Origin of the sequence: Flavobacterium sp. CFS9, from assembly GCF_041154745.1 — a bacterium.
Lineage (GTDB): Bacteria > Bacteroidota > Bacteroidia > Flavobacteriales > Flavobacteriaceae > Flavobacterium.
Map to the genome: position 1 here is coordinate 2,759,060 of NZ_AP031573.1, position 21,146 is coordinate 2,780,205.

Genomic DNA, 21,146 nt, shown 5'->3' on the forward strand with positions numbered 1-21,146 from the left:
TTTTTTAACCGTTTTAACTAAAAGAAGAAGTCATAATAAATCAGGCCGTTTTTGGATGTATCAAAAGCAGCCGGACACAGTGTGTTGTATTTGGAATAAAATTCCGGAAAATAAATTTAGATACCGCATGATTGCTTCTCTTTTGAATTCTTTTAAAATTTTAATAAACCTATTTAAACAAAATAACGTAATGAAATTAATTCTAAGTTTTGTACTTTTTGTCTGTTCGGTAATCCATACATTTTCGCAACAGACCAGTGCGACACGATCAAAAGATCCGGAGAGCGCTTATAATATTCAGGATAGTGTCATGATTAAAACCAGAGATGGTGCTTTGATATCAGCAATGGTGGTTCGGAAAAAAGGGGATTTAACTCCCAAGCCGGTTATCTACCAGCATACCATTTATGCCAGAGAAAGAGGCAGAGATCTTAAATCTTTAAAATCTGCAGCAGATAAGGACTATATTGGAGTCATGTCGTATTCGCGTGGGAAACGATTTAGTCCTGATGAAATAACGCCGTATGAAAATGAGACTACTGATACTTACGATGTCATCGATTGGATTAGTAAACAAGAGTGGTGTAATGGGAGTGTCGGGATGTATGGCGGAAGTTATAACGGGTTTACGCAATGGGCAGCGTGTAAAAAAATGCATCCTGCACTTAAAACGATAGTTCCGTATGTTGCTTCCAGACCTGGGATGGGCTTGCCTATGGAGAATAACGTTTTTATAAATCCTAATTACGAATGGGCGTTTTACGTTGGAAACAACAAATATCTGGATACGGTTGCGGGAAACGACAGACAGCGCTTCAGAAATATGCAGTTTAAATGGTGGGAAACCGGCGTGGCTTACAAAAAAATGGATAGTATTGACGGCAGTCCGAACCGATTTTTTCAAAGGTGGATCAAACATCCGTCATTTGACGAATACTGGCAGAAAATGGCACCATACGGAAAAGAATTTTCACAGATAAATATTCCGATCCTGGCAATTGACGGATATTACAATGATTCTCAAAATTCAGGATTGTATTATTTGAGAGAATTGGAGAAATACAATACGAAAGCCGACTCTTATTTAATCATTGGTCCGTACGGTCATTTTGGCGCGCAAGTAGGGGGTGATGCTGTTCTGAATGGTTATAAAGTGGATGAGGTGGCTCTAATCAATACCTATAAAATTACTTACCAATGGTTTGATTATATTTTGAAGGGTAAACCCAAACCGGCAATCTTAAAAGACAGAGTCAATTATGAAGTAATGGGGGCGAATGAGTGGAGGAGCGCTCCATCTATTGCTAAAATGAGTAACAGTTTATTAACGCTGTATCTGACCAATAAGCCCGTAGAAAAAGGGAAGTTTTATTCGTTGAATACTGTAAAACCCAATAAAAAAAGCTATTTGCCGCAGGAAGTTGATTTTGCTGACCGACAAACCATTAACAACGATTATTATCCCGATCCCATTATTGATAACGAAGTAGATACGTCCAATGGGTATGTTTTTATAAGCGAACCTTTTAGTCAGCCGATAGTGGTAAATGGAGCATTTTTAGGGGAGATAAAAGCGAGTATCAATAAAAAAGATATGGATATTGGAGTTACTTTGTTTGAAGTAACGCCGGAAGGAAAATATTTTGAGCTGTCTTATTTTATAGGCAGGGCAAGTTATGCGAAGAATATCACCAAAAGAAATTTGCTACAGCCCAATAAAATAGAAAGTATTCCTTTTTCCAATACCCGCTTGGTAAGTAAACAATTGGGTAAAGGAAGCCGATTATTAATTACTTTGAATGTAAACAAAAATGCTTTTTCGGAATTGAATTATGGAACAGGGAAGGAAGTCAGCAGCGAGACTATTAAAGATGCTAAAGTGCCTTTAAAAATCAAATGGTACAACAATAGTTTTGTACAGATTCCAATTTGGAAGTAAAACTAAAAATCCCAATCTTATTCGTTTTAAGATTGGTTTTTTTATTTCAGTAAAGCTGTATCTAAATGATGTAACCAATTTTCTTTATAGCTGTTTCCTATTGGTATTTCAACAGTATTTATTTCAACTTCATTCTTAGAATAAGCAGTTAGTTTTTTGATCTGGATGATATAAGAACGGTGAACACGTACAAAATTAGAGTCTAATTGTTTTTCAAAAACAGAAATATTCTGCTTAATATGATGTGATTTTCCATTTTCGAGATGAATGGTAATGTAATCTTTCAGACTTTCAACAAATAAGATATCATCAAATACAATTTTAATATTTCTGCTTCCGCTGGTTACAAAAGTATGATTTTCAGAGTCTGATTTTGTTTCCTTTTTTAAAGGCTGTAATTGTTTGAATTTTTCTATAGAGACAAAAAAACGATCAAAAGTTATAGGTTTTAAGAGATAATCAATGACATTAAGTTCATAACCTTCTATTGCATATTCCCGATAAGCGGTCGTAAAAATGACCTTAGGTGGATTTTTTAATTTCTTTAAAAATTCATTGCCTTTTAAGAGTGGCATTTCTATATCTAAAAAAATCAAATCGACTGTATTTGTTTCTAAAAAAGTATAAGCTTTAAGTGCATTTTCGAAAGAATCGATTAGTTCGAAATTTTCAAAATTCACTAAATGAGAAGCAATTAATTCTCTTGCCAAAGGTTCGTCGTCAATGATGATGCATTTGTATTTCATTCAAAAAAGAATATTTTTTAGAAAATCTAATTTAAGGGTTTTGAGTCAGTTTTAGTTATACCCTGAAAAATCTTAAGAGTTTTTATTTTATGATCTTAAAATTAAATGTTGAAATAAAGTTTAACAGCATAAGTAAGTTGCGTTTCTTCAATTTCTAATTGATGTTTTTTGGGATATAATAAATCCAATTGTTTGCGAACATTGACTAACCCGATTTTAGATTTACTCGGGATTTGATTAAAATCGTTTTTAGGTTTTGTATTGTTAATGCTAAAAATGATTTGTTGTTTTTTACTTTCTAAATGCAAAGAAATTATTGCTTTCTCAGTTTCGTTAGTCACACCATGTTTAAAAGCATTTTCGATAAAAGTTAACAGAATTAAGGGCGATATCTTGTTGCTCACTTCAATGTCTTTAGTAAATGAAATAGTCAGTCTGTTTTCGCTGTAGCGCAATTTTTCCAGACCAATATAATTTTCAATTAAGGCAATTTCTTTTTCGATCGATACATAATCTTCGTTACAGCGATATAACACAAAATCTAAAATTTCAGATAATTTAGCGATAACTTCAGGTGCTTTATTATCTTTTTTTAAGGTTAAAGTGTAGAGATTATTCAATGTATTAAAGAGAAAATGCGGATTCAGTTGATTTTTTAGAATCTTCAGTTCCATTGATTTTTTTTCTTCTTCTAATTTTAAAAGCCGTTGTTGTTTGCGGTTAAAACTGATAAAACCTAAAATAATAACAGGATAGGTAAGGAATGAGAATTCTCTCAGCATCAATTTAGCCGAAGTTAATCTTTCAATAACAGTCATTTTATGACCAGGCCAGTAATCAAAGAAACCCGGAAATTTTGGTTCGAGATAATAAAACTTTAAAATCATTAAAAGGGTAAAAACGAAATAGAGCCAGCCTAATGCGGAAATTATAAAAAGTAAATATTTCTTTTTATTTAGTGTCTGAGGAATAATCCAATAAATCAGACCATACCCAACAGCTGCCTGTGCTACAATTTTCCAGGAATATATAAACAGAAAAGCATAAGAATTTTCGTTGTCAGCTTTATTCGAAAAATAAAAAAATAAAAAGAAAATCCAGTAGAAACAATGAAGTGCCGCTCTTTTTAGATCAATTTGTCTGAAGAAATTCATAGCATATTTTAAATAGGAGCAAGATAACAAAATATAGAAATAAGCTTTGTTTAGGACTATAAATAATAAGCTTTTGCCTTCAATAACAGTATTTCAGCATACGAACGCCACAGAATTGAATTATTCATTATTTGATTGCTAAAACAGCCTTTTCAACTGCGTCTGTAATTGTCAGAAGTTCTTACAATTATATTCGCTTAAAAATAATTATGATCAAATTTATTCTTGTATTGATTTTATTTCTAAGTGATATGCTGAAGTAAAACTTCTTTAAAATAGTAAACGGACCTAAAACGAAATGAAAAAAATGATTAAACACACAATTGGTATTCTGATTTTAATAAGTTCCTTAAACTTATTCTCGCAAGAAAAAAAACAAGAAATTAAATACAACGAGACTTCTAAAGTAATCAAACCTGTTTTGTTTGCAGACTTAGGTGAAACCTGCCAAACTCCGGACGGAATGGCTCTTGATAAGAAAGGAAATTTATTTCTTTCGATTACAAATGCAATTTCGTTTGAAAAGTACGGCAGTAGAATTTTAACTTTCGATGAAAATGATAAACCGATAACCTGGTTCGACAAATTACCATTGCACCCCGTTACACAAAAAGTACATCCGATGGGAATGGAGTTTGGCCCTGATGGGAATCTATATATTATGGACAATCAGTTTTTTGCGAGTAGAGAGAATTTCTCCAGATTACTAAGAATTATCGTGAAAGACGGCAAGCCAATAAAAGCTGAGGTTTTAGCCGAAGGATTTAATTTTGGAGAAGCCGTAAGATGGTTTAAAAATCGAATTTATATTACAGATGCTTTATTTGAAAATAGAAGAGAAAGCGGAATTTATAGTTTTTCTTTAGAGGAATTAAATCAGAAAAAGATTGTCCTGGATTCATCCAATAAGAAAAATTATCTGATTGCAACTTTTATCTTAAAACCTGAAGTTATCAAGAGTACCATTGGGATTGATGGAATTGCTTTTGATAAAAAGGGAAATCTGTATGCCGGAAATTTTGGTGATGGAGTGATTACCAAAATAGAATTCTATAGCGATGGAAAAGTAAAATCTAAAAAGGTTGTTTTTGATTCGGATAAATTAAAATGCTGCGATGGCTTTTTTTATGACAAAAAGCGCAACTCTATTTTTATTGCCAATTATGAAAATAATAGTGTACACGAATTAAATTTAGATACCAATACGATTTCCTTAATTTGGGAAAATGATAATGCTGACGGTTCTGACGGTCAATTGGATAATCCTTGTGAGACTATTGTCTATAAAGGAAAACTGTTAGTTGTAAACTATGATACTTTTAAAGGAGAAAAAAACAAAGAAGCAGATCGTTTTCATACTATTTCCAGTTTTGAATTATAAATCCTGTTCAGAAATAAAAAATAAAAGCCAAATCTAAATTTTTAGATTTGGCTTTTTTATATTGACAAAGTTTCTAACCTGAAACTTTGAAACTTGAAACTAAAAATTAACCTAAGAAAGGATATCTGTAATCTTCAGGAGTTACAAACGTTTCTTTGATTGTTCTAGGAGATACCCAACGCAATAAGTTCAATGCAGAACCCGCTTTATCGTTAGTTCCTGAAGCTCTTGCTCCACCAAATGGCTGCATTCCTACAACAGCTCCTGTTGGTTTATCGTTGATGTAGAAGTTACCTGCAGCATTTCGTAATTTTACTGTAGCCACTTCAATTGCATAACGATCCTGGCTAAATACCGCTCCTGTTAAAGCATACTCAGAAGTAGTATCTACTAATTCTAAAGTCTCTTCCCATTTAGCATCTTCGTAAACATAAATAGTGATTACAGGTCCGAATAATTCGGTTTCCATTGTAGTGTATTTTGGGTTTGTAGTTACAATAACCGTTGGCTCAATAAAGTATCCAACTGATTTATCGTAGTTTCCTCCAACAATGATTTCAGCATCAGCATCTTTTTTAGCCTGGTCGATGTAGCTCGCCAATTTATCGAAAGAACCTTCGTGGATAACCGCTGTAATAAAGTTTCCGAAATCTTCCGGAGAACCCATTTTCATTGATTTTACATCTGCAACTAATTGTTCTTTAACCGCTGGCCATAAACTTTGCGGAATATAAGCTCTTGAAGCTGCAGAACATTTTTGTCCCTGAAATTCAAATGCCCCACGAGCAATTCCTGTAGCTACTTGTTTTACGTTAGCGCTTGGGTGTGCAATGATAAAATCTTTACCACCAGTTTCTCCAACGATTCTTGGGTAAGTTTTGTAATGGTGAATGTTAGCACCAATTTTAGCCCAGATGTCTTTGAATACATGAGTTGATCCTGTAAAGTGAACTCCTGCAAAATCACGGCTTGCTAATACAGTATCCGTAATCATTAAAGCATCACCAAAAACAACATTGATAACCCCGTCAGGAACACCTGCTTCTTTGAAAATATCGATAATGATTTTTGCAGAGAAAACCTGGCTGTCGCTTGGTTTCCAAACCACAACGTTACCCATCATAGCAGCACTTGCAGGAAGATTGGCAGCGATAGCAGTAAAGTTGAAAGGAGTAATAGCGTAAACAAAACCTTCAAGAGGTCTGTATTCCAGACGGTTCCAGGTAGAAGAATCTGATTTTGGCTGATCTCCGTAAATCTGAGTCATGAATTCTACGTTGTAACGTAAAAAGTCGATTAGCTCGCAAGCAGCATCAATTTCTGCCTGGTGAATATTTTTAGACTGACCGATCATTGTTGCTGCATTAATGCGGGCTCTGTATGGACCAGCAATAAGTTCAGCAGCTTTTAAGAAAATGGCGGCACGTTGTTCCCATGCCATATCTGCCCATGCTTTTCTTGATTCAAGTGCATTGGCAATTGCTTTTTCGATATGTTGTTTTTCAGCTAAGTGGTAGGTTCCTACGATATGTTTGTGATCGTGAGGAGCTGATATTGTTCTTGTATTTCCAGTTCTGATTTCTTCGCTTCCGATATATAATGGCACGTCGATTTTAGAGTTCCACAAAGTAGTGTAAGCCGCCTGTACTGCTGCTTTTTCTGGTGAGTTAGGTGCGTATCCTTTTACCGGTTCGTTTACCGCTTTTGGTACGTGAAAGAATCCTTTTAGCATGTTATTTAAAATTAGATAATTAGACAATTTAAGAATTAGACGATTTGATTGTTACGAATAATCTAACGCTGCACAAAAGTACAAAGGATAAATTAATAATTTGACAAATTTGTGATTAAGATAACGATAAAAAAGGCAGTTTTAAACCGAATTTTTAGTTTAAAGCAAAAGGAGCACACATTCTGAAAGTAGGAACAATTACTTTGAATGTTTTGGTAGTGGTAAAGTTGATCATATTAAAATGACCTTTCATCGCACCATAAGGAGACGACAATAAACAGCCTGAACTGTAAGTGTGATTTTCACCAGGTTTTAAAACCGGTTTTTTTCCAATAACACCTTCACCGTCAACAATCTCAAGGTCGTTTAATGAGTCGAAAATTTCCCAGTGACGGGAAGTTAACTGAACAGAATCTTTGCTGTGATTTTCGATTGTAACGACATAGCTAAAAGCAAAGTGAATCTTATAGTTTTTGAAGTAAGTACCTTCAAAACTAGTCAAAACAGATATTTTTATGCCTCTTGTTATCTGAGAAACCATACTAAAGTAGTATATATGTGTGCGTTATAGGTGCAAAGCTACGAAAAAAAATCTTTCTGCCTAAATCCTTAACAATGTTTTAATTTATGATGTTTATTGAGTTTGCATTTCCTTTACCAATCACTCTCTGGTATCGATCTGTGCTTTCTCTGTAATATACCAGGATGGTGTATTCATTTTCAGTCTGATAAAAGTTTCCGTCTATGGCATTTTCATAATCAATCACTCCTTTTTTATCGGCAACCGTGTATTGAAAAGCAGTAAAACCCTGTTTGATCACAATTGCTTTTTCAAAAATACCTTTCTCTGAATTATAATCCATCTTATATTCCGGAGCTAAGCTGTAATTGTTGAACATCCCGCTGATATAAATATCCTTATTAGAAGACCTGAATGTAGGAGCGGACAGGCTGAAATATACCCAGGCATAATCAGCTTCGATTTCATTGTTGGAAGCATTGATATTCTTCACTACGAAATTTCCGTTTACATCCTGATTGTTCGAGTAAATCTGATTGGCTCTTGCCAGATTGGTAAACAAATAAGAGTTATAGATGTCGCCGCTGGTTCCTACCTTAGCTACATTGGTACTTGCTGCGCGGATGTCTTTGTTTTCAAAATACAAAAACTCATTCCCGCCCCAAAACTGAGTTTCTTTATCGTATTTGTATACCAGTTGATTTCCCAGAGTGTATTGCGGTACAATATTTTTAATCGAGGTGTTAAAGTTGCCATTCTGAAAGAGCAGTACTTTTACATTTTGTAGCGGAGTCTGAAAAACAATGTCATTAGAGCTGATGTTAAAATCCAGATTTTGTTTGTGTTCTATGTTAGACAAATCCCGGCTTCTTTTTACCTGAGTCGCTACAGTACAGCGGTTTTCAAATAAAATAAACTTTCTTGATAGCACCACTTCTTTGTCCTCATTTAAAATACGAAGCATATAATTGCCGGAAAGACGCAGCTGACTGGTAAACTGATTCGGGAAAGGAAGTCGGTAATGGGAATAGATTTGAAGGGTATTAAACGAATTTGAATAATCTGTAATTCGCTGATTGTCAAAACCGCTGATATAGTCTGTCTTCGGAATATCAGTTGGTCTCCAGTTGTAATCGCAGTGTATCACATCAAAATAATAATTGGCTTCATTGCCAAATAAATCGTCAAATTGAAATTGAAATGCTTCCCCCAATTCAAAGATCGGAACCACATTAGCACCGTTCTGAACAAAAGAGACAGTTTTAATATTGTATGGCGGATTTACTTCGGTTTGTACTTCCTGAGCAGCAGCTGAAGCAAAAATGAAAAATATAAGGAGGTTTCTAACTATTTTTTTTGGCATCTTATTAAGTTGTAAGATTGTAAATATAACAATTTTATAGAACCTAATAAGATGCTGTTTTACAGGTTTTGAAAACAATTTATCAGGAACCCAGCAGGTATTCCAGATTAGCTTCAATTTCGTGGCTGATATGACTTTCTTCCAAAAGTGAATCCGACAATAGTTTTTTGTTTTCCTGTAACTTGATAATTTTTTCTTCGACTGTATTCTTCGAAATAAAGCGAATCACGTTTACTTTGTTCAATTGTCCGATGCGATGTGCTCTTCCCACTCCCTGTTTTTCTGCAAAAGGATTCCACCATGGATCTAAGAACAGCACATAAGAAGCCTTGGTAATGTTCAGACCAACTCCACCTGCTTTAAGCGAAATAAAGAATAACAAAGGGTTTTCTTTCTCCTGAAATCGTTTTACCTGCTGTTCTCTTTTTTGTGAAGGAGTTTCGCCGGTAATCTCACAATATTCTATTTGGTTTTCTTTGCACCAATCCGTGTAAAAATTCAAATTGGTCACAAAGGAGCTGAAAATGATGACTTTTTGTTTTCCTTTGACTAAGTTTTTCAGATAATTCGTAACGGCAATATATTTTCCGGAATCAACTTCAGAATCCTGATCGACCATTTTGGGATGATTGCTCAGCTGTCTCAATTTCATCAAAGTGTTGATAATACTGATTTTATCCGGGCCGGAACCGTCCGTTTTCAGTAAAAAGTTACGTGCTTTTGATTTCTCTTTTTCGTATAGTTTTTCCTGTTCAGCATCCATGTTACAGTAATAAACCTGCTCTGTCAATTCAGGTAAATCTTTTAAAACCTGTTCTTTGGTTCTTCTTAAAATATAAGGCTGGATGAGGTTTTTTAATTCATTTAAAACTTCTTCGTTTTGTTTTTTCTCGATTGGATTTTTGAAATTCTCCATGAAAAAAGCATAACTCCCCAAAATATCCGGATTTATAAACTGCATCTGCGACCATAGATCATCAAGCGAATTTTCGATGGGTGTACCACTCAAAGCAATTTTATGCCCCGTGCTGATTTTATTGATGGCTTTAAAAATCTTAGAATCTTTGTTTTTAATGTATTGACTTTCGTCTAAAATCAAATAACGGAAATCATATTTTTCTAAGATGGAAATATCACGATGAACAATGCTGTAACTCGTAAAAATTAAATCGGTTGAATTTAATCGACTTGCCAGCAATTTTCGGTCATTGCCCACGTATTGTATTTTCGAAAAATGAGGCGTAAACTTTCCGGCTTCATTGTACCAGTTGAAAACCAAAGAAGAGGGAAGTACAATCAAAGCTTTTAATGGTTCTCTTTCGATAGTTGTATCGTTAGAGAATAAATCAAAATTGGTCGTCTTGGTTGTAAAGCCCAACTGCTCCTGTACCGCCACTAAAACCGCTAAAGTCTGAAGCGTTTTTCCAAGTCCCATATCATCGGCCAGACACGCGCCAAGATTAGCATTAAAGTGACCCAAAAGCCATTTTACACCGTCAATCTGATACGGTCTTAAGGTCGCTTTTAGTAAATCGGAAGCTGTAAATTCGGCTTTATGAATCTGATCCGGATCATTATCAATTTCTGAAATTCCGTCTAAAGCTGTAAAATTACTTTTACGCAGTAAAACGGCACCATTTTCTGTTTTTGCCAATTTTGCCAGAGAGCCGTATTTGCTAAACCATTCCAGCGGAATCAAAAAGTAATTTCCGTCAGGCAGCATAAAAAGTCTTTCCTTGCTTTTTATGTTTGGAATTATTTCGCTGAAATTGATTTTATAAGGGCCAATTGTAATGATTATTTTAATGTCGAACCAATCGGCTTTTGTTTCTTTAGCAATTGAAATGGTGTTGCTTTCGGTAATGATTTCTTTACTTTCGAGTTTGAGATTCTGAATGGTGAAACCCAGACTTTCGAGTTGTTCTTTATGGTCAATAATGAATTGAATATTGACATATGGATCAGAAGTTTCAGCATCTGAACTTAATCCGAATAATTCATTTTTGATTTTTGTTAAACCAAGACTGAGTAGTTTGTCTGTATAGAAAGCCTCATCAGCGCTTCGTTTGAACTGAATAATTTTAGGTTCGTTTGCAACACTAAAATCAACAAAAGAGTGTGTCTTTTTGGTTTTACCCGCATCAAACGTATAGCCGTTATAGTCAAAATAAAGGTTGAGGTAATAACAGTTTTTAAAGAAATCAAAAACAGGCTGAATCGTACAGGAGACAATGGTGTCGCGAAGCTCAATTTCAAAACCGGTGGATTCGATGTCGATTTTTTTTGCTATTTCCGGGATGAAGTTCTTGAAGTAATTGTCAACTAATTTTGATGGTATTTCGATTGATTTCTTCTTTAAAAAAGGAAGCAGTTTTTTAGAATTAAGTTCTTTTAACTGTCCCAGTTTTTTGTCGATAATCAGCCAGCTTGGTTCGTCCAAAAGAATTTCAACATTGCTGTTCATAGGCAGAAAGCTGGTTTGATCTTCTTTTAAAGACAAAGTATAAGTAATTCCTTCGTTATGTTTATCAAACTGAATCTGAGGTTCAAATTCATGAAGTTTGATGTTGACTCTCGAGCGATAAAAATCTTTTTCCAGTCCCATATTGATGGACAACGGGAATTCCTCTTTTACAAGCAAATTGTAAAAGGAGCCTAAATTCAGCTGCAAATGCTGACGAATAGCAAATTCAATTTTGGAATCTTTTTGTAAGTCAGCAATCGTTTTTGCCGATTTGATTTTTTTGCTGAATTTTTTAAATATGAATTCAGTTTTTAAAGATTCGCAAACCGTCAGTATTTTTTGAGTACTGAGATTTAAATGCTCTGAAGTAATTCCTAAACTTTCAAGTACTTCTGTAGTTGCTTTTTTGTCCAGGTATTTGATATCATCGGTGTTCTCAATAATATAGGCGGTTGGGAGATAGACATTCAGATTTTTTTCAAAACTGACGTCAAAACAAAATTGAAATGATTTTGAAAGTTCCAAGATTAAGGGGCTGTTGGAAGTTAGAGATTAGTTGAACTGAAAAGCAATAGCTAAACAGTACTTCGAAAATAGAAAAATCTTATTTTCAGAGTACTGTTTGAAAGGGTGTTAAACGAATTGCTATCGTTTAATATTTTATGAAAAAAGGAATTCTTTAGTTTTCCTGTTTAAAGCAAAGCGGGATGATTTCACCTTTTGCCAAACAATATTTTTCTACCAGTTCCGGAGCAATTTTATGGGTGTAGTCTTCTTCGATTACGATAAAACCGATGCTTCTTAACTTGTCAAAATAATCACGGCCATAAATACGTACGTGATCGTACTGACCAAATATTCTCGCACGTTCTTTTTGATCGGTGATGGTATCGTCAGCAAAAGTAACGGCTCTTGATAAGTCTTGTGGGATTTGAAGAATCGCCATTCCACCTGGTTTTAAAACGCGAAATAACTCCTGCATAGCTTTGGTGTCATCCGGAATATGTTCTAAAACGTGGTTGCATAGAATAACATCGTATTCGTTGTCTTTAAAAGGTAAATTACAAATGTCTGCTTTTACATCTGCTAAAGGCGAAAACAAATCGGTTGTAGTATAATCCAGGTTTTTCTGCTTGCGGAATCTTTTGTAAAAAGCCTGTTCCGGAGCAAAATGCAATACTTTTTTAGGTGCTGTAAAAAAATCAGTCTGATCGTTTAAATACAGCCACAGTAAACGGTGTCTCTCTAATGAAAGGGTACTTGGTGAAAGCACATTGTTACGCTGTTTCCCGTATCCATAAGGTAAAAAACTTCTAAAACTTTTCCCGTCAATCGGATCAGTATATCTGCTTCCTCTTAATGATAAAGCTAAAACAGGGCGCGCCACATAACTTAAGCGAATTAATATTGGACGGGGTATTGTATTAAGTACTAATTTAAAAAGTTTCTTCACGGTAAATGTATTTGAACACGAATTTCACTAATTAACACGGATTAATGTTGTGGTGAAATTTCACGAACCTTGATTTGGGTTAAAGTATTATTCTTTTATATTTAAGGCTGTCTTCTCCAAAATTAACTAGTAAGCCCAGTTTGTGTTTTGTGATGCGGCCAGATAATTTAATGTTTGTTTTATTTCACTTGTTGTTAGAGCTGTAATTGCTTTAAGTTCCAGAATAATTTCGTCAAAAATAACAAAGTCTGCAAAATAGTAACTAGGCAATATGATGTCTTTATAAACAATATTATATTTTAGTTCCCGATTGTAAGGGATGTTGTTTTTTCGAAATTCATATTCTAAAGCATCACCATAAACCTTTTCACTATGTCCCTTTCCTAAAATTTTATGGACTTCCATGCAGATTTCTATAATTTTATAAGATTCCTCTTTTAAATATAAATCACTCATCATTCAGTCTTTCAATCGGTGTAATTTCAGCAAAAACAATATTTCGTGTTAATTAGTGAAATTTGTGTTATAAAACTAACGGCACTTTTCTGAATTCGTCTTCTTCGTTGCTTTCGATTCCAAGCGCTTTGTAGATGTATTGAAAAGTCGATAAGATTTCTGGTTTACCGTCAACTAAAGCTACGTCGTGTTCGAAATGAGCACTTGCTTTTCCGTCTGCGGTAGTGATTGTCCAGCCGTCTTTGTGTTGTTTGATATTTCGGGTTCCAAGATTGATCATAGGCTCGATTGCTACAACCATTCCTTCAACAAACAGTTTTCCGCGGCCGCGTTTTCCGTAGTTTGGCATTTCAGGTTCTTCGTGCATTTTCTGCCCTAAACCGTGTCCTACCAATTCGCGAACCACTCCGTATCCGTGAGCTTCTGTATATTTCTGGATCGCATTTCCAACATCTTCCACGCGATTTCCGGCTTTAAATTCTCTGATTCCTACGTAAAGAGATTCTTTAGTTACTTTCAAAAGTTTTTTTACTTCCGGAGCAACTTCTCCAATTTCGAAACTATAGGCATGATCACCGTGATATCCATTTTTGAATGCACCACAATCTACTGAAATAACGTCACCATTTTTTAAAGGTATATTGTTCGGAATTCCGTGTACAACCTGAGAGTTTGGACTCATACAAAGTGAATTCGGGAAATCATACAGTCCTAAGAAGCTTGGAACTGCACCGTGATCACGGATAAATTCTTCAGCCAGTTTGTCCAGGTATAATGTAGTTACTCCTTCTTTAATTTCAGAAGCAATCATTCCTAATGTTTTAGATACGATCAAAGCACTTTCGCGCATTAATTCGATTTCTTCACGTGATTTTACAATAATCATAATTTCGGATTTTCAGTTCGCAAAAGTACAAATTTTAATATTATTTTTTTTATGTTGATAAGTTTAAAATTTTCCGCCACGAATTCACGAATTCAAATCAATTAGATTGTGCTTGAGTATATGGATTTAGTAAATGAATCTTTAAGCGTAAAATTTATAAAGAAAAATTCGTGAATTTGTGGCGAACAGATCATTAATAAGAATTAGCAGTTCACAGAAAAAACGTAAATTAGTAATCATTGAAATGAATTAAATTATGGAAACGTCTGTAGATCATGAAAATATAGTAAAGAAGAAAGCCCTGAAACGAATGCAGAATAATGCATTGGGGCTTTTAGGCATTGCAGTGCTTTTGTTTGTGGTAGCGGTTTATTTTAAGATCCCGATGCTTCAGGCTTTTAGTGAAGCTGCGATGGTGGGCGGTATTGCTGACTGGTTTGCGGTGGTGGCATTGTTTCGCCATCCGTTAGGAATTCCGATTTGGCATACGGCTATTATTCCGACTAAGAAAAATGAAATTGGTGAAAACTTAGGGAATTTTGTTTCGGAAGAATTTCTGAATCGGGAGAAACTGGAAATAAAAATCGAAGAATTTAATTTTGCTACGAAAGCAGCCGAATGGCTTTCGCAGGAGGAAAATGCGAATAAAATTGCGACTGTTGTGGCGGTTAATATCATTCCGGGAATTTTAAAAACGATAAAAGACGAAGATGTAAAACGATTCATTCAGGTTCAGTTCAAAGAAAAACTGGAAGCGATCAACTTTGGAGACTGGGTAGCGTTGGCGTTAGAACCTTTGCAAAAAGGGAATGTGAAAGATGAGCTGCTGACCAACGTACTGAATGTGATGAGTACAGAGCTTGCTAACAATAAAGATCTGATTCGGAAAAAAGTAAAAGCATCGACTCCGTTTTTGAGTTTTGGTTTGGCAGATAAAAGCATTACCGAGGGCGTTTTTAATGGACTTGCCGATTTTTTAAACGAGGCCAAACATCCCGGAAGTGCGATCAGACTTAAAATTGATGAGTATGTATACAATTTTCTGGACAAGGTAAAGCATTCCGAAGAGATGCGGGAGAAGATCAATACTGTGATTTTGAATTTTGCCGGAAAAAAAGAGGTTCAGGATTACGTTAACGGAATTTGGGATGAAATAAAAAGATCGATTTCAGCTGATTTGGAAAAGGGTGAGGAATCCTCGATTCAAAACAATATTTCGGGTTTGATTCAGGGATTTGGAAATGGATTAAAAGAAGATACTGTTATGATCGACAAGATCAATAATTTCATCAAGAACGATTTGCTTTCGATGCTGTTAAACAATAAAAAAGTAATTGGAGATTTGATTTCTTCTACCGTGAAAAGCTGGGATGGGAAGGAGGTTTCGGAAAAATTAGAACTGGAAATAGGGAAAGATCTGCAGTATATCCGAATCAACGGAACCTTGGTAGGAGGTCTCATTGGACTTGTAATTTATGCGGTCGAATGGACGTTTCATTATTTTGCAGTTTAGTCGATCGAGGCGTTGAGAATAAAGTAAAGTCAATAATGATCATGATGTCACCCTGAGCGGAGTCGAAGGCTTATAGAGCTGAAGAGAGCTTCGACTCCGCTCAGCCTGACAGTTGTTTCCAGATTAAAGTAAATGTTGACTAAGTTTTTTGGCTCTTGCTTCTGAATTCGCTTAAATAAGTGGGTTAATTTTTGAATAAAGTAAATCATATAAGTAATTTAAGTTCATTTTGGGCAGAGCGTTTTTGCAAATGCAGGCTTAATGAACTTAAATTACTTATATGGTTTAAATAGTAGTGTATACACTAAAAACTTTAATCCGGATTGGCCATGATTTTGAATAACTCCGAATTTGAGATGTAGAATCGGTTTTCCAGAGCGATCGAAGCCAATTTTGCACTAACAAGGTTATTTTCTCTTGTATTGATCAGAAACAAGGAACTTTCCCCCAAAGAAAACAATCGTTCTTCTGAGTTTAACATAGTGGTATTATTGTCTACTAAATCTTTAGCAAGTTTTTTTTGTCTGGTCAGCGAATTGATTTCTACTTTTTGAGCACTTATTTTATTGGTCAGCTGTGTTCGTTCCAAAGCAAGAGCGAATTCGTTTTCCTGAAGTTTGTATTTGGCCAGTTTCAGACTTCCGCGTTCTTTTCGAAGAAACAAAGGGAAGTAAAATTCTAAACCAACCTTGTAATCGTCAAATTTATAATTGTCGATATATCTCGGATCAGACAAATAGGAATAACCGACATTTATCTTAGGCAGCAGCATGTTTTGTTTCAGGTCTTTTTCAACCTTCAGGATGTCTATTTTACTTTGCAGTGCATTCAGTTTAGGATGTGTCTCCAGGTTTGTATCGCCTTGTAGGAGATCGTTAGTTTTTAAGGTTTCCTGTAAAGTTGATTCAAGTGCGGTTTCCGGCATTAATTCATCTGAAATTTCCAAAGGAATATTATTTTCCAGCCACATATAATTCGATAATTCGAGTTTGGCTTTGGTTAATTTTAATTTAGAATCTTCAAGACTTAAGGCCCTGTTGCGTACAATAATTCCGGCTTCAATACTGTCTATTGCCGGTTTGTCTCCCTGTTTAATGAGCGATTTGATTCCTTCCAGACGAACTTCGGCATTCTTGCTGTACATTTCGTAAAGCTTCATTTCTTCAAAATTCTTTTTCCAGTTAAAATAGGCAAGCGATGCATCATACAAAATGCCAACTGCCTGAAGTTTTCGTTCGGCCTGACTTAGTTTGATCTGAATTTTAGCTTTTCGTACATCTGCCATTCTCTGGTTGATGAACAATCCCTGTCCAACCGGAACACTGATTCCAAAAGAAGTTAAACCCTGATTGGGGGTAGTGTTTTCAGGATTCAGATAAACACCTTCGTTATTGTCGAATCCGGCTTTCAGTTCAATTCCGTACCAGGTAGGAATCTTAAAACTGCTGTTCAGGATCGAATAGTATTCTTTGTCTTTAAATTTTTTCTGGCTAAAATCGACTTCAATTTTTGGATCAAAACCTCCACGAGCCATCATCAGATTGGCCTGCGCTTTGCTGACTTCTAAATTGGCATTTTTAACCAATGGGTGGTATTTCTTTACATATCCCAAAAACTCATTGTACGTGAGCTCTTTTGAGATGGGCTGCTGGCCAAAAACGGTACAGCTCAGAAAAAGAAAAGCGATAAGTATGGGTTTCATTATTTTTTTTCTTTAGTTACTTTTTGGGTACTTTTATAATAATTAGGAGGGAATCCGTTTAGAGTTCTCCAGATTTCGAACCAAATAGGTACCGTGTCTAAAAGGGCAATAGTCTGAGCGCCTGATCCAATACTTAATTGTTTTGGCCATTTCGTTTCATCAGGGTCCGGAGCAATTAAGATTCTGTATTTTCCATTATCGCTAATGAAGTTTTCTATCGCTACCACCGTTCCTCCAAAAGTTCCATACGACATGTCAGGCCATCCTGAAAATACAATGGTTGGCCATCCGTCAAACCACACACGTACCTTTTCTCCTTTTCTGATCAAAGGCAGATCAATTGGGTTGATATAAGTTTCTACTGCGATATCGTAATGAGCAGGCATTATCGTTGCAATTGGAGTTCCTTCTTTTACCGTTTCGCCTAAACCGGCCTGAAGAGCACGGTTGATATAACCGTCCTGTACCGCTCTGATGTAGTACATTCCATTACGCAGGCTGTAATTGGCATATTGATTCTCCAGTTTGCTCACTTGTGCTTCGGTATCAAATTTATTGCTCAGGGTTGTAAACTGATCACTTCTTGCTTTGGCTACTTTTTCACCATACTCAGCTGTAATTCTGTTAATCTCAACTCTGGCATTGATGTATTCGTTTTTGCTGGTGAGGTATTTGTTTTCCTGCGTGATGATTTTAGCATCAACATCCTGCAATTTCAGACGTTTTTCCTCGACATCCGTAAGCGGTTTCAAGCCTTCTTTGTTTAATTGTACCGAACGATTGTACTGTGTATTGGCAATTCGCAGCTGTGTTTTTACAGCAATAAGATCCATACTGTCGCTTTTTATCTTTAAAAGCGATTGTTTGACTTTGTTTCTGGCTTGTTCCAGTTTCAGTTTTCTCTCATTTTCAATTGCCTGAATCTGTCCGGAAAGCGTGGTTACTTTTTCGCCATACGATTCTAAAGAGTTTTTCTTGGCATCGACCTGATTTTTGGTGTTTTCAACCAAATTAGGATCCATATAATCTTCTTTAATCTCAGAGATAAACAGAATTGTGTCTCCTTTTTTAACAAAGTCACCTTCCTGTACGTACCATTTTTCAATACGCCCCGAAATCACACTCTGAATCGATTGTGGCCTCTGATTGGGTTTTAAAGTGGTTACGGCTCCCGAACCCGAAATATTTTGAGTCCATGGCAGTAAAAGTGCAATAATTCCTAAAATGGAAGACGCGATTATGATTCGGTTTAAAATTTTATAATGTGGCCTGTTGCTTAGGTTTTTTACAGTCTCATAGTGATCAAGCGGCTGTAATTTTGTTTTATTGTCAGAGATATTTAACATGGCTTATTGTTTTTTTTGATCCAGTATAATTTGACCGTTTTGCATTGTAATTTTTCGTGTCGTTTTGGTTTTCCAATATGGATTTTTGGAAGAAACGATAATCGTCCATTTGTTTTTATCCGAAGTAATAAAATCTATTATTTCATTCGCAACTTTTTCGTCCATAGTGTCAGTTGGATCTTCGTAAAAGAGCACTTTTGGCTTGTGGATAATACTTCTGGCCAACAGGATTTTTTGAGCATTAGAAGACGATAACTGTTTCCCTTCCGGGTGAATATGAGTATTCAGACCTTTAGGCAGGAGTTTAATCAACGGACTAAGCTGAACTCCGTCCAATGCCCATTTCAAATCTTCGGTACTGATCATCGGATCATTAAAGGTGATGTTCTCTAAAATAGTTCCTTCAAAGGGCGTTTCGTTGTGAATGATACTGCCAATTTGTGAGCGGTATTGTTTCAGATTTATTTTTCTAAAAGTATCGTCGTTGATGTAAAAAGCTCCCGAACTTTGTCTTAATAAACCGGATAACAATCGGATAAGCGTTGTTTTTCCTGATCCGTTCTCACCTTCAATAACAATTTTTTCACCCTGATCGATTTTTATCGTAATAGAATCCAGGGCATACGTTGGAGAATCCGGGAATTTGAATTTTAAGTTTTCTGTTTCTAAAGAGATGCTGTTGTAACAGTGATCGTTTAGAGAATCAGACTCAGAGTTTTCCTCTAAAGCTAAGTCCGTCACCTGTCCGATTTTCTCAACAGAAGTTAAAACATCATAGAAACTTTCAAGCCCCAGAATGATTTTTTCTACCGACGTAATCACCAATAGAATAATGATTTCCGCAGCAACAAACTGTCCAATATTCATTTCCTGACTTAGTACCAAATATCCCCCGATAGATAGCAAACTCGCTGTAATAATGACTTTAAAAATAATCAGTTGTGTAAATTGTTTCTTGATTACGCTAAAGTGTTTTTCTCTGTAATTCAGGTAACCCGCTACGATTGAGTTGTTTTTTTGAAGCGCAAAATCATAATTCAGTTCGTTTCGGAAACTAAAGTTATTACGGGCCATTTCCTGTAACCAGCCGGCTACTTTGTATTTGAATTTAGATTCTTTTAAACTCGTTTCTAAACCCGATTTGTATGAGAATTTAAAAATAAAGTACAAAAGAAGGAACAGTAAAAGTCCGAACACAATAAAATAGGGATGATATAAGGATAACAGAATAATTCCGAAAGTAATCTGCAGTAAAGCGGCAGAAAAATCGGTTAATAATTTTGAAGTTCCTTTTTGAATCGTTAGGGTATCAAAAAAACGATTGGTTAATTCCGGTGGATAGGTGCCATACAATTCTTCTGATTTTATTTTAGGCAGACGGGCTGCAAATTCAAAAGAAGCACGTACGAATATTTTTTGCTGTAAGTTCTCCGTGATACGCAGCTGCATAAACGAAAGCACTCCAACAAGAGCCACACCACCCACTACAAGTATAATAAGTACAATCCAGGAAACACTAACTCTTCCGGATTGTATAAAAGTAATGATGGCCTGAATTCCCAGTGGAAGCGATAAACTGACTAACCCGGCAAAAATGGCATAGAAAAAAATCTGGTAAATGTCTTTTTTGTCCAGTTCAAGTAAATGGTAAAATCTTTTTAAAGGAGTCATACTGTTTTTATTATAATTAGCGCAAAACGTTTTCTGCAAGGTTTAGATAAAATTGAGTGGTTGTAACCGTTTCATTACAATCTGTAATTGTTTTTAAATGGTCTGTTAGGAAATGCTGATGCAAACTTCCTTCAACAATGGTTGAAACCAGTGATTTAGCATAAGGATAATCGGGATTTACTTCTTTTACTATCGAAACAATTCGGTTGATTACTCTTTTGTAAATCAGAAAGAAACCTTCTTTGTTTTCCTGATCAACTTCTTTTGTGTGGAGCGTTTTCGTAAACTCGGCAATAATTATTTTGTTTAAAATAGCTTCATTAATGTGCTCACCGGAAGTGTCTTCTGTTATTTTTTCCGTGACAATGGTGATGGCTTTGTTTAGTTTTTCTTTTTTGTCTGAGATGTTCGTCGTAGTAAAAACCAATTTGTATTCCATCCAGCTCCAGTACCATGAAGACAGGTATACCAGCAGTTTGTGTTTGTTTTCGAAATAACGATAGATCGAACTTTCGTTTGAGCCTATTTTTTCACCTAATTTTTTAAAGGTAAAATTATCAAAACCAATATCGTCAATCAGAAGAATGCTCTGCTCAATTATTTTTTTTCCCAACGCAGATGTTTCCGGATCTTTCACATAGATCTTTTCGTTGATCTGCATTTTTATATTTGATAGTATAATTTGCATGAAAAAACATTTTTTTTGCAAATATAATAGTAAAGCTATTAATTAAGAAATTTTAACTATTATTTATGTTTGTTTTTTTTCAGTATTCAGTCTCAGTTTTTAGTCGCAGTCTCAGTATTCAGTTTTGTTTTC

The 21,146-nt window shown here is 35.3% G+C and carries 16 protein-coding genes; 3 read left to right on the plus strand and 13 right to left on the minus strand.

Going from position 1 to position 21,146, the window contains the following annotated elements; all coding sequences use genetic code 11:
• The first annotated feature begins 190 nt into the window (after positions 1–190).
• Positions 191–1,939: a CocE/NonD family hydrolase gene (locus ACAM30_RS11930; RefSeq protein ID WP_369614867.1), complete on the plus strand. Its 1,749-nt coding sequence runs from the start codon at positions 191–193 to the stop codon at positions 1,937–1,939.
• A 41-nt stretch (positions 1,940–1,980) separates the two neighbouring features.
• Here ACAM30_RS11930 and ACAM30_RS11935 read toward each other — a convergent pair whose 3' ends face one another.
• Positions 1,981–2,685 carry a LytR/AlgR family response regulator transcription factor gene (locus ACAM30_RS11935; RefSeq protein WP_369614868.1) on the minus strand — a complete coding sequence of 235 codons (705 nt, stop codon included), beginning with the start codon at positions 2,683–2,685 and terminating at the stop codon, positions 1,981–1,983.
• A 101-nt stretch (positions 2,686–2,786) separates the two neighbouring features.
• Positions 2,787–3,839 (minus strand): sensor histidine kinase, encoded by a 1,053-nt coding sequence (locus ACAM30_RS11940; RefSeq protein WP_369614869.1) that lies wholly within the window; start codon positions 3,837–3,839, stop codon positions 2,787–2,789.
• Positions 3,840–4,146: 307 nt separating this feature from the next.
• Here ACAM30_RS11940 and ACAM30_RS11945 point away from each other — a divergent pair, with 307 nt between their 5' ends.
• Positions 4,147–5,220 (plus strand): hypothetical protein, encoded by a 1,074-nt coding sequence (locus ACAM30_RS11945; protein WP_369614870.1) that lies wholly within the window; start codon positions 4,147–4,149, stop codon positions 5,218–5,220.
• 106 nt (positions 5,221–5,326) lie between these two features.
• Here the strand turns inward: ACAM30_RS11945 and pruA are convergent, their stop codons facing one another.
• From pruA to map, 7 genes are all read right to left on the minus strand, one after another.
• Positions 5,327–6,952: an L-glutamate gamma-semialdehyde dehydrogenase gene (gene pruA, locus ACAM30_RS11950; protein ID WP_369614871.1), complete on the minus strand. Its 1,626-nt coding sequence runs from the start codon at positions 6,950–6,952 to the stop codon at positions 5,327–5,329.
• A gap of 154 nt (positions 6,953–7,106) precedes the next feature.
• Positions 7,107–7,493 (minus strand): Co2+/Mg2+ efflux protein ApaG, encoded by a 387-nt coding sequence (apaG, locus tag ACAM30_RS11955; protein WP_041517556.1) that lies wholly within the window; start codon positions 7,491–7,493, stop codon positions 7,107–7,109.
• A gap of 79 nt (positions 7,494–7,572) precedes the next feature.
• Positions 7,573–8,835: a DUF5103 domain-containing protein gene (locus ACAM30_RS11960; protein ID WP_369614872.1), complete on the minus strand. Its 1,263-nt coding sequence runs from the start codon at positions 8,833–8,835 to the stop codon at positions 7,573–7,575.
• 82 nt (positions 8,836–8,917) lie between these two features.
• Positions 8,918–11,824: a DEAD/DEAH box helicase gene (locus tag ACAM30_RS11965; RefSeq protein WP_369614873.1), complete on the minus strand. Its 2,907-nt coding sequence runs from the start codon at positions 11,822–11,824 to the stop codon at positions 8,918–8,920.
• Positions 11,825–11,978: 154 nt separating this feature from the next.
• Positions 11,979–12,752 carry a class I SAM-dependent methyltransferase gene (locus tag ACAM30_RS11970; protein WP_369614874.1) on the minus strand — a complete coding sequence of 258 codons (774 nt, stop codon included), beginning with the start codon at positions 12,750–12,752 and terminating at the stop codon, positions 11,979–11,981.
• A 126-nt stretch (positions 12,753–12,878) separates the two neighbouring features.
• Positions 12,879–13,211 (minus strand): GxxExxY protein, encoded by a 333-nt coding sequence (locus ACAM30_RS11975; protein ID WP_369614875.1) that lies wholly within the window; start codon positions 13,209–13,211, stop codon positions 12,879–12,881.
• 64 nt (positions 13,212–13,275) lie between these two features.
• Positions 13,276–14,094, minus strand: a complete 819-nt coding sequence (gene map, locus ACAM30_RS11980; RefSeq protein WP_369614876.1) for a type I methionyl aminopeptidase — start codon at positions 14,092–14,094, stop codon at positions 13,276–13,278.
• A 256-nt stretch (positions 14,095–14,350) separates the two neighbouring features.
• Here map and ACAM30_RS11985 point away from each other — a divergent pair, with 256 nt between their 5' ends.
• Positions 14,351–15,607, plus strand: a complete 1,257-nt coding sequence (locus tag ACAM30_RS11985) for a DUF445 domain-containing protein (RefSeq protein WP_369614877.1) — start codon at positions 14,351–14,353, stop codon at positions 15,605–15,607.
• Positions 15,608–15,920: 313 nt separating this feature from the next.
• On the opposite strand, the gene ACAM30_RS11990 is transcribed toward ACAM30_RS11985, so the two are convergent.
• Genes ACAM30_RS11990 through ACAM30_RS12005 form a run of 4 tightly spaced genes read right to left on the minus strand, consistent with a single transcriptional unit; the run spans position 15,921 to position 21,014 of the window.
• Positions 15,921–17,309, minus strand: a complete 1,389-nt coding sequence (locus tag ACAM30_RS11990; RefSeq protein ID WP_369614878.1) for a TolC family protein — start codon at positions 17,307–17,309, stop codon at positions 15,921–15,923.
• Entirely contained in the window at positions 17,309–18,655 is a 1,347-nt protein-coding gene (locus ACAM30_RS11995; protein WP_369614879.1) for an HlyD family secretion protein, read from the minus strand. Before ACAM30_RS11995 ends, ACAM30_RS11990 begins: the two co-directional genes overlap by 1 nt.
• Positions 18,656–18,658: 3 nt before the next feature.
• Positions 18,659–20,326 carry a peptidase domain-containing ABC transporter gene (locus ACAM30_RS12000; RefSeq protein WP_369614880.1) on the minus strand — a complete coding sequence of 556 codons (1,668 nt, stop codon included), beginning with the start codon at positions 20,324–20,326 and terminating at the stop codon, positions 18,659–18,661.
• A 16-nt stretch (positions 20,327–20,342) separates the two neighbouring features.
• Positions 20,343–21,014, minus strand: a complete 672-nt coding sequence (locus ACAM30_RS12005) for a TetR/AcrR family transcriptional regulator (RefSeq protein ID WP_369614881.1) — start codon at positions 21,012–21,014, stop codon at positions 20,343–20,345.
• Positions 21,015–21,146 lie beyond the last annotated feature (132 nt).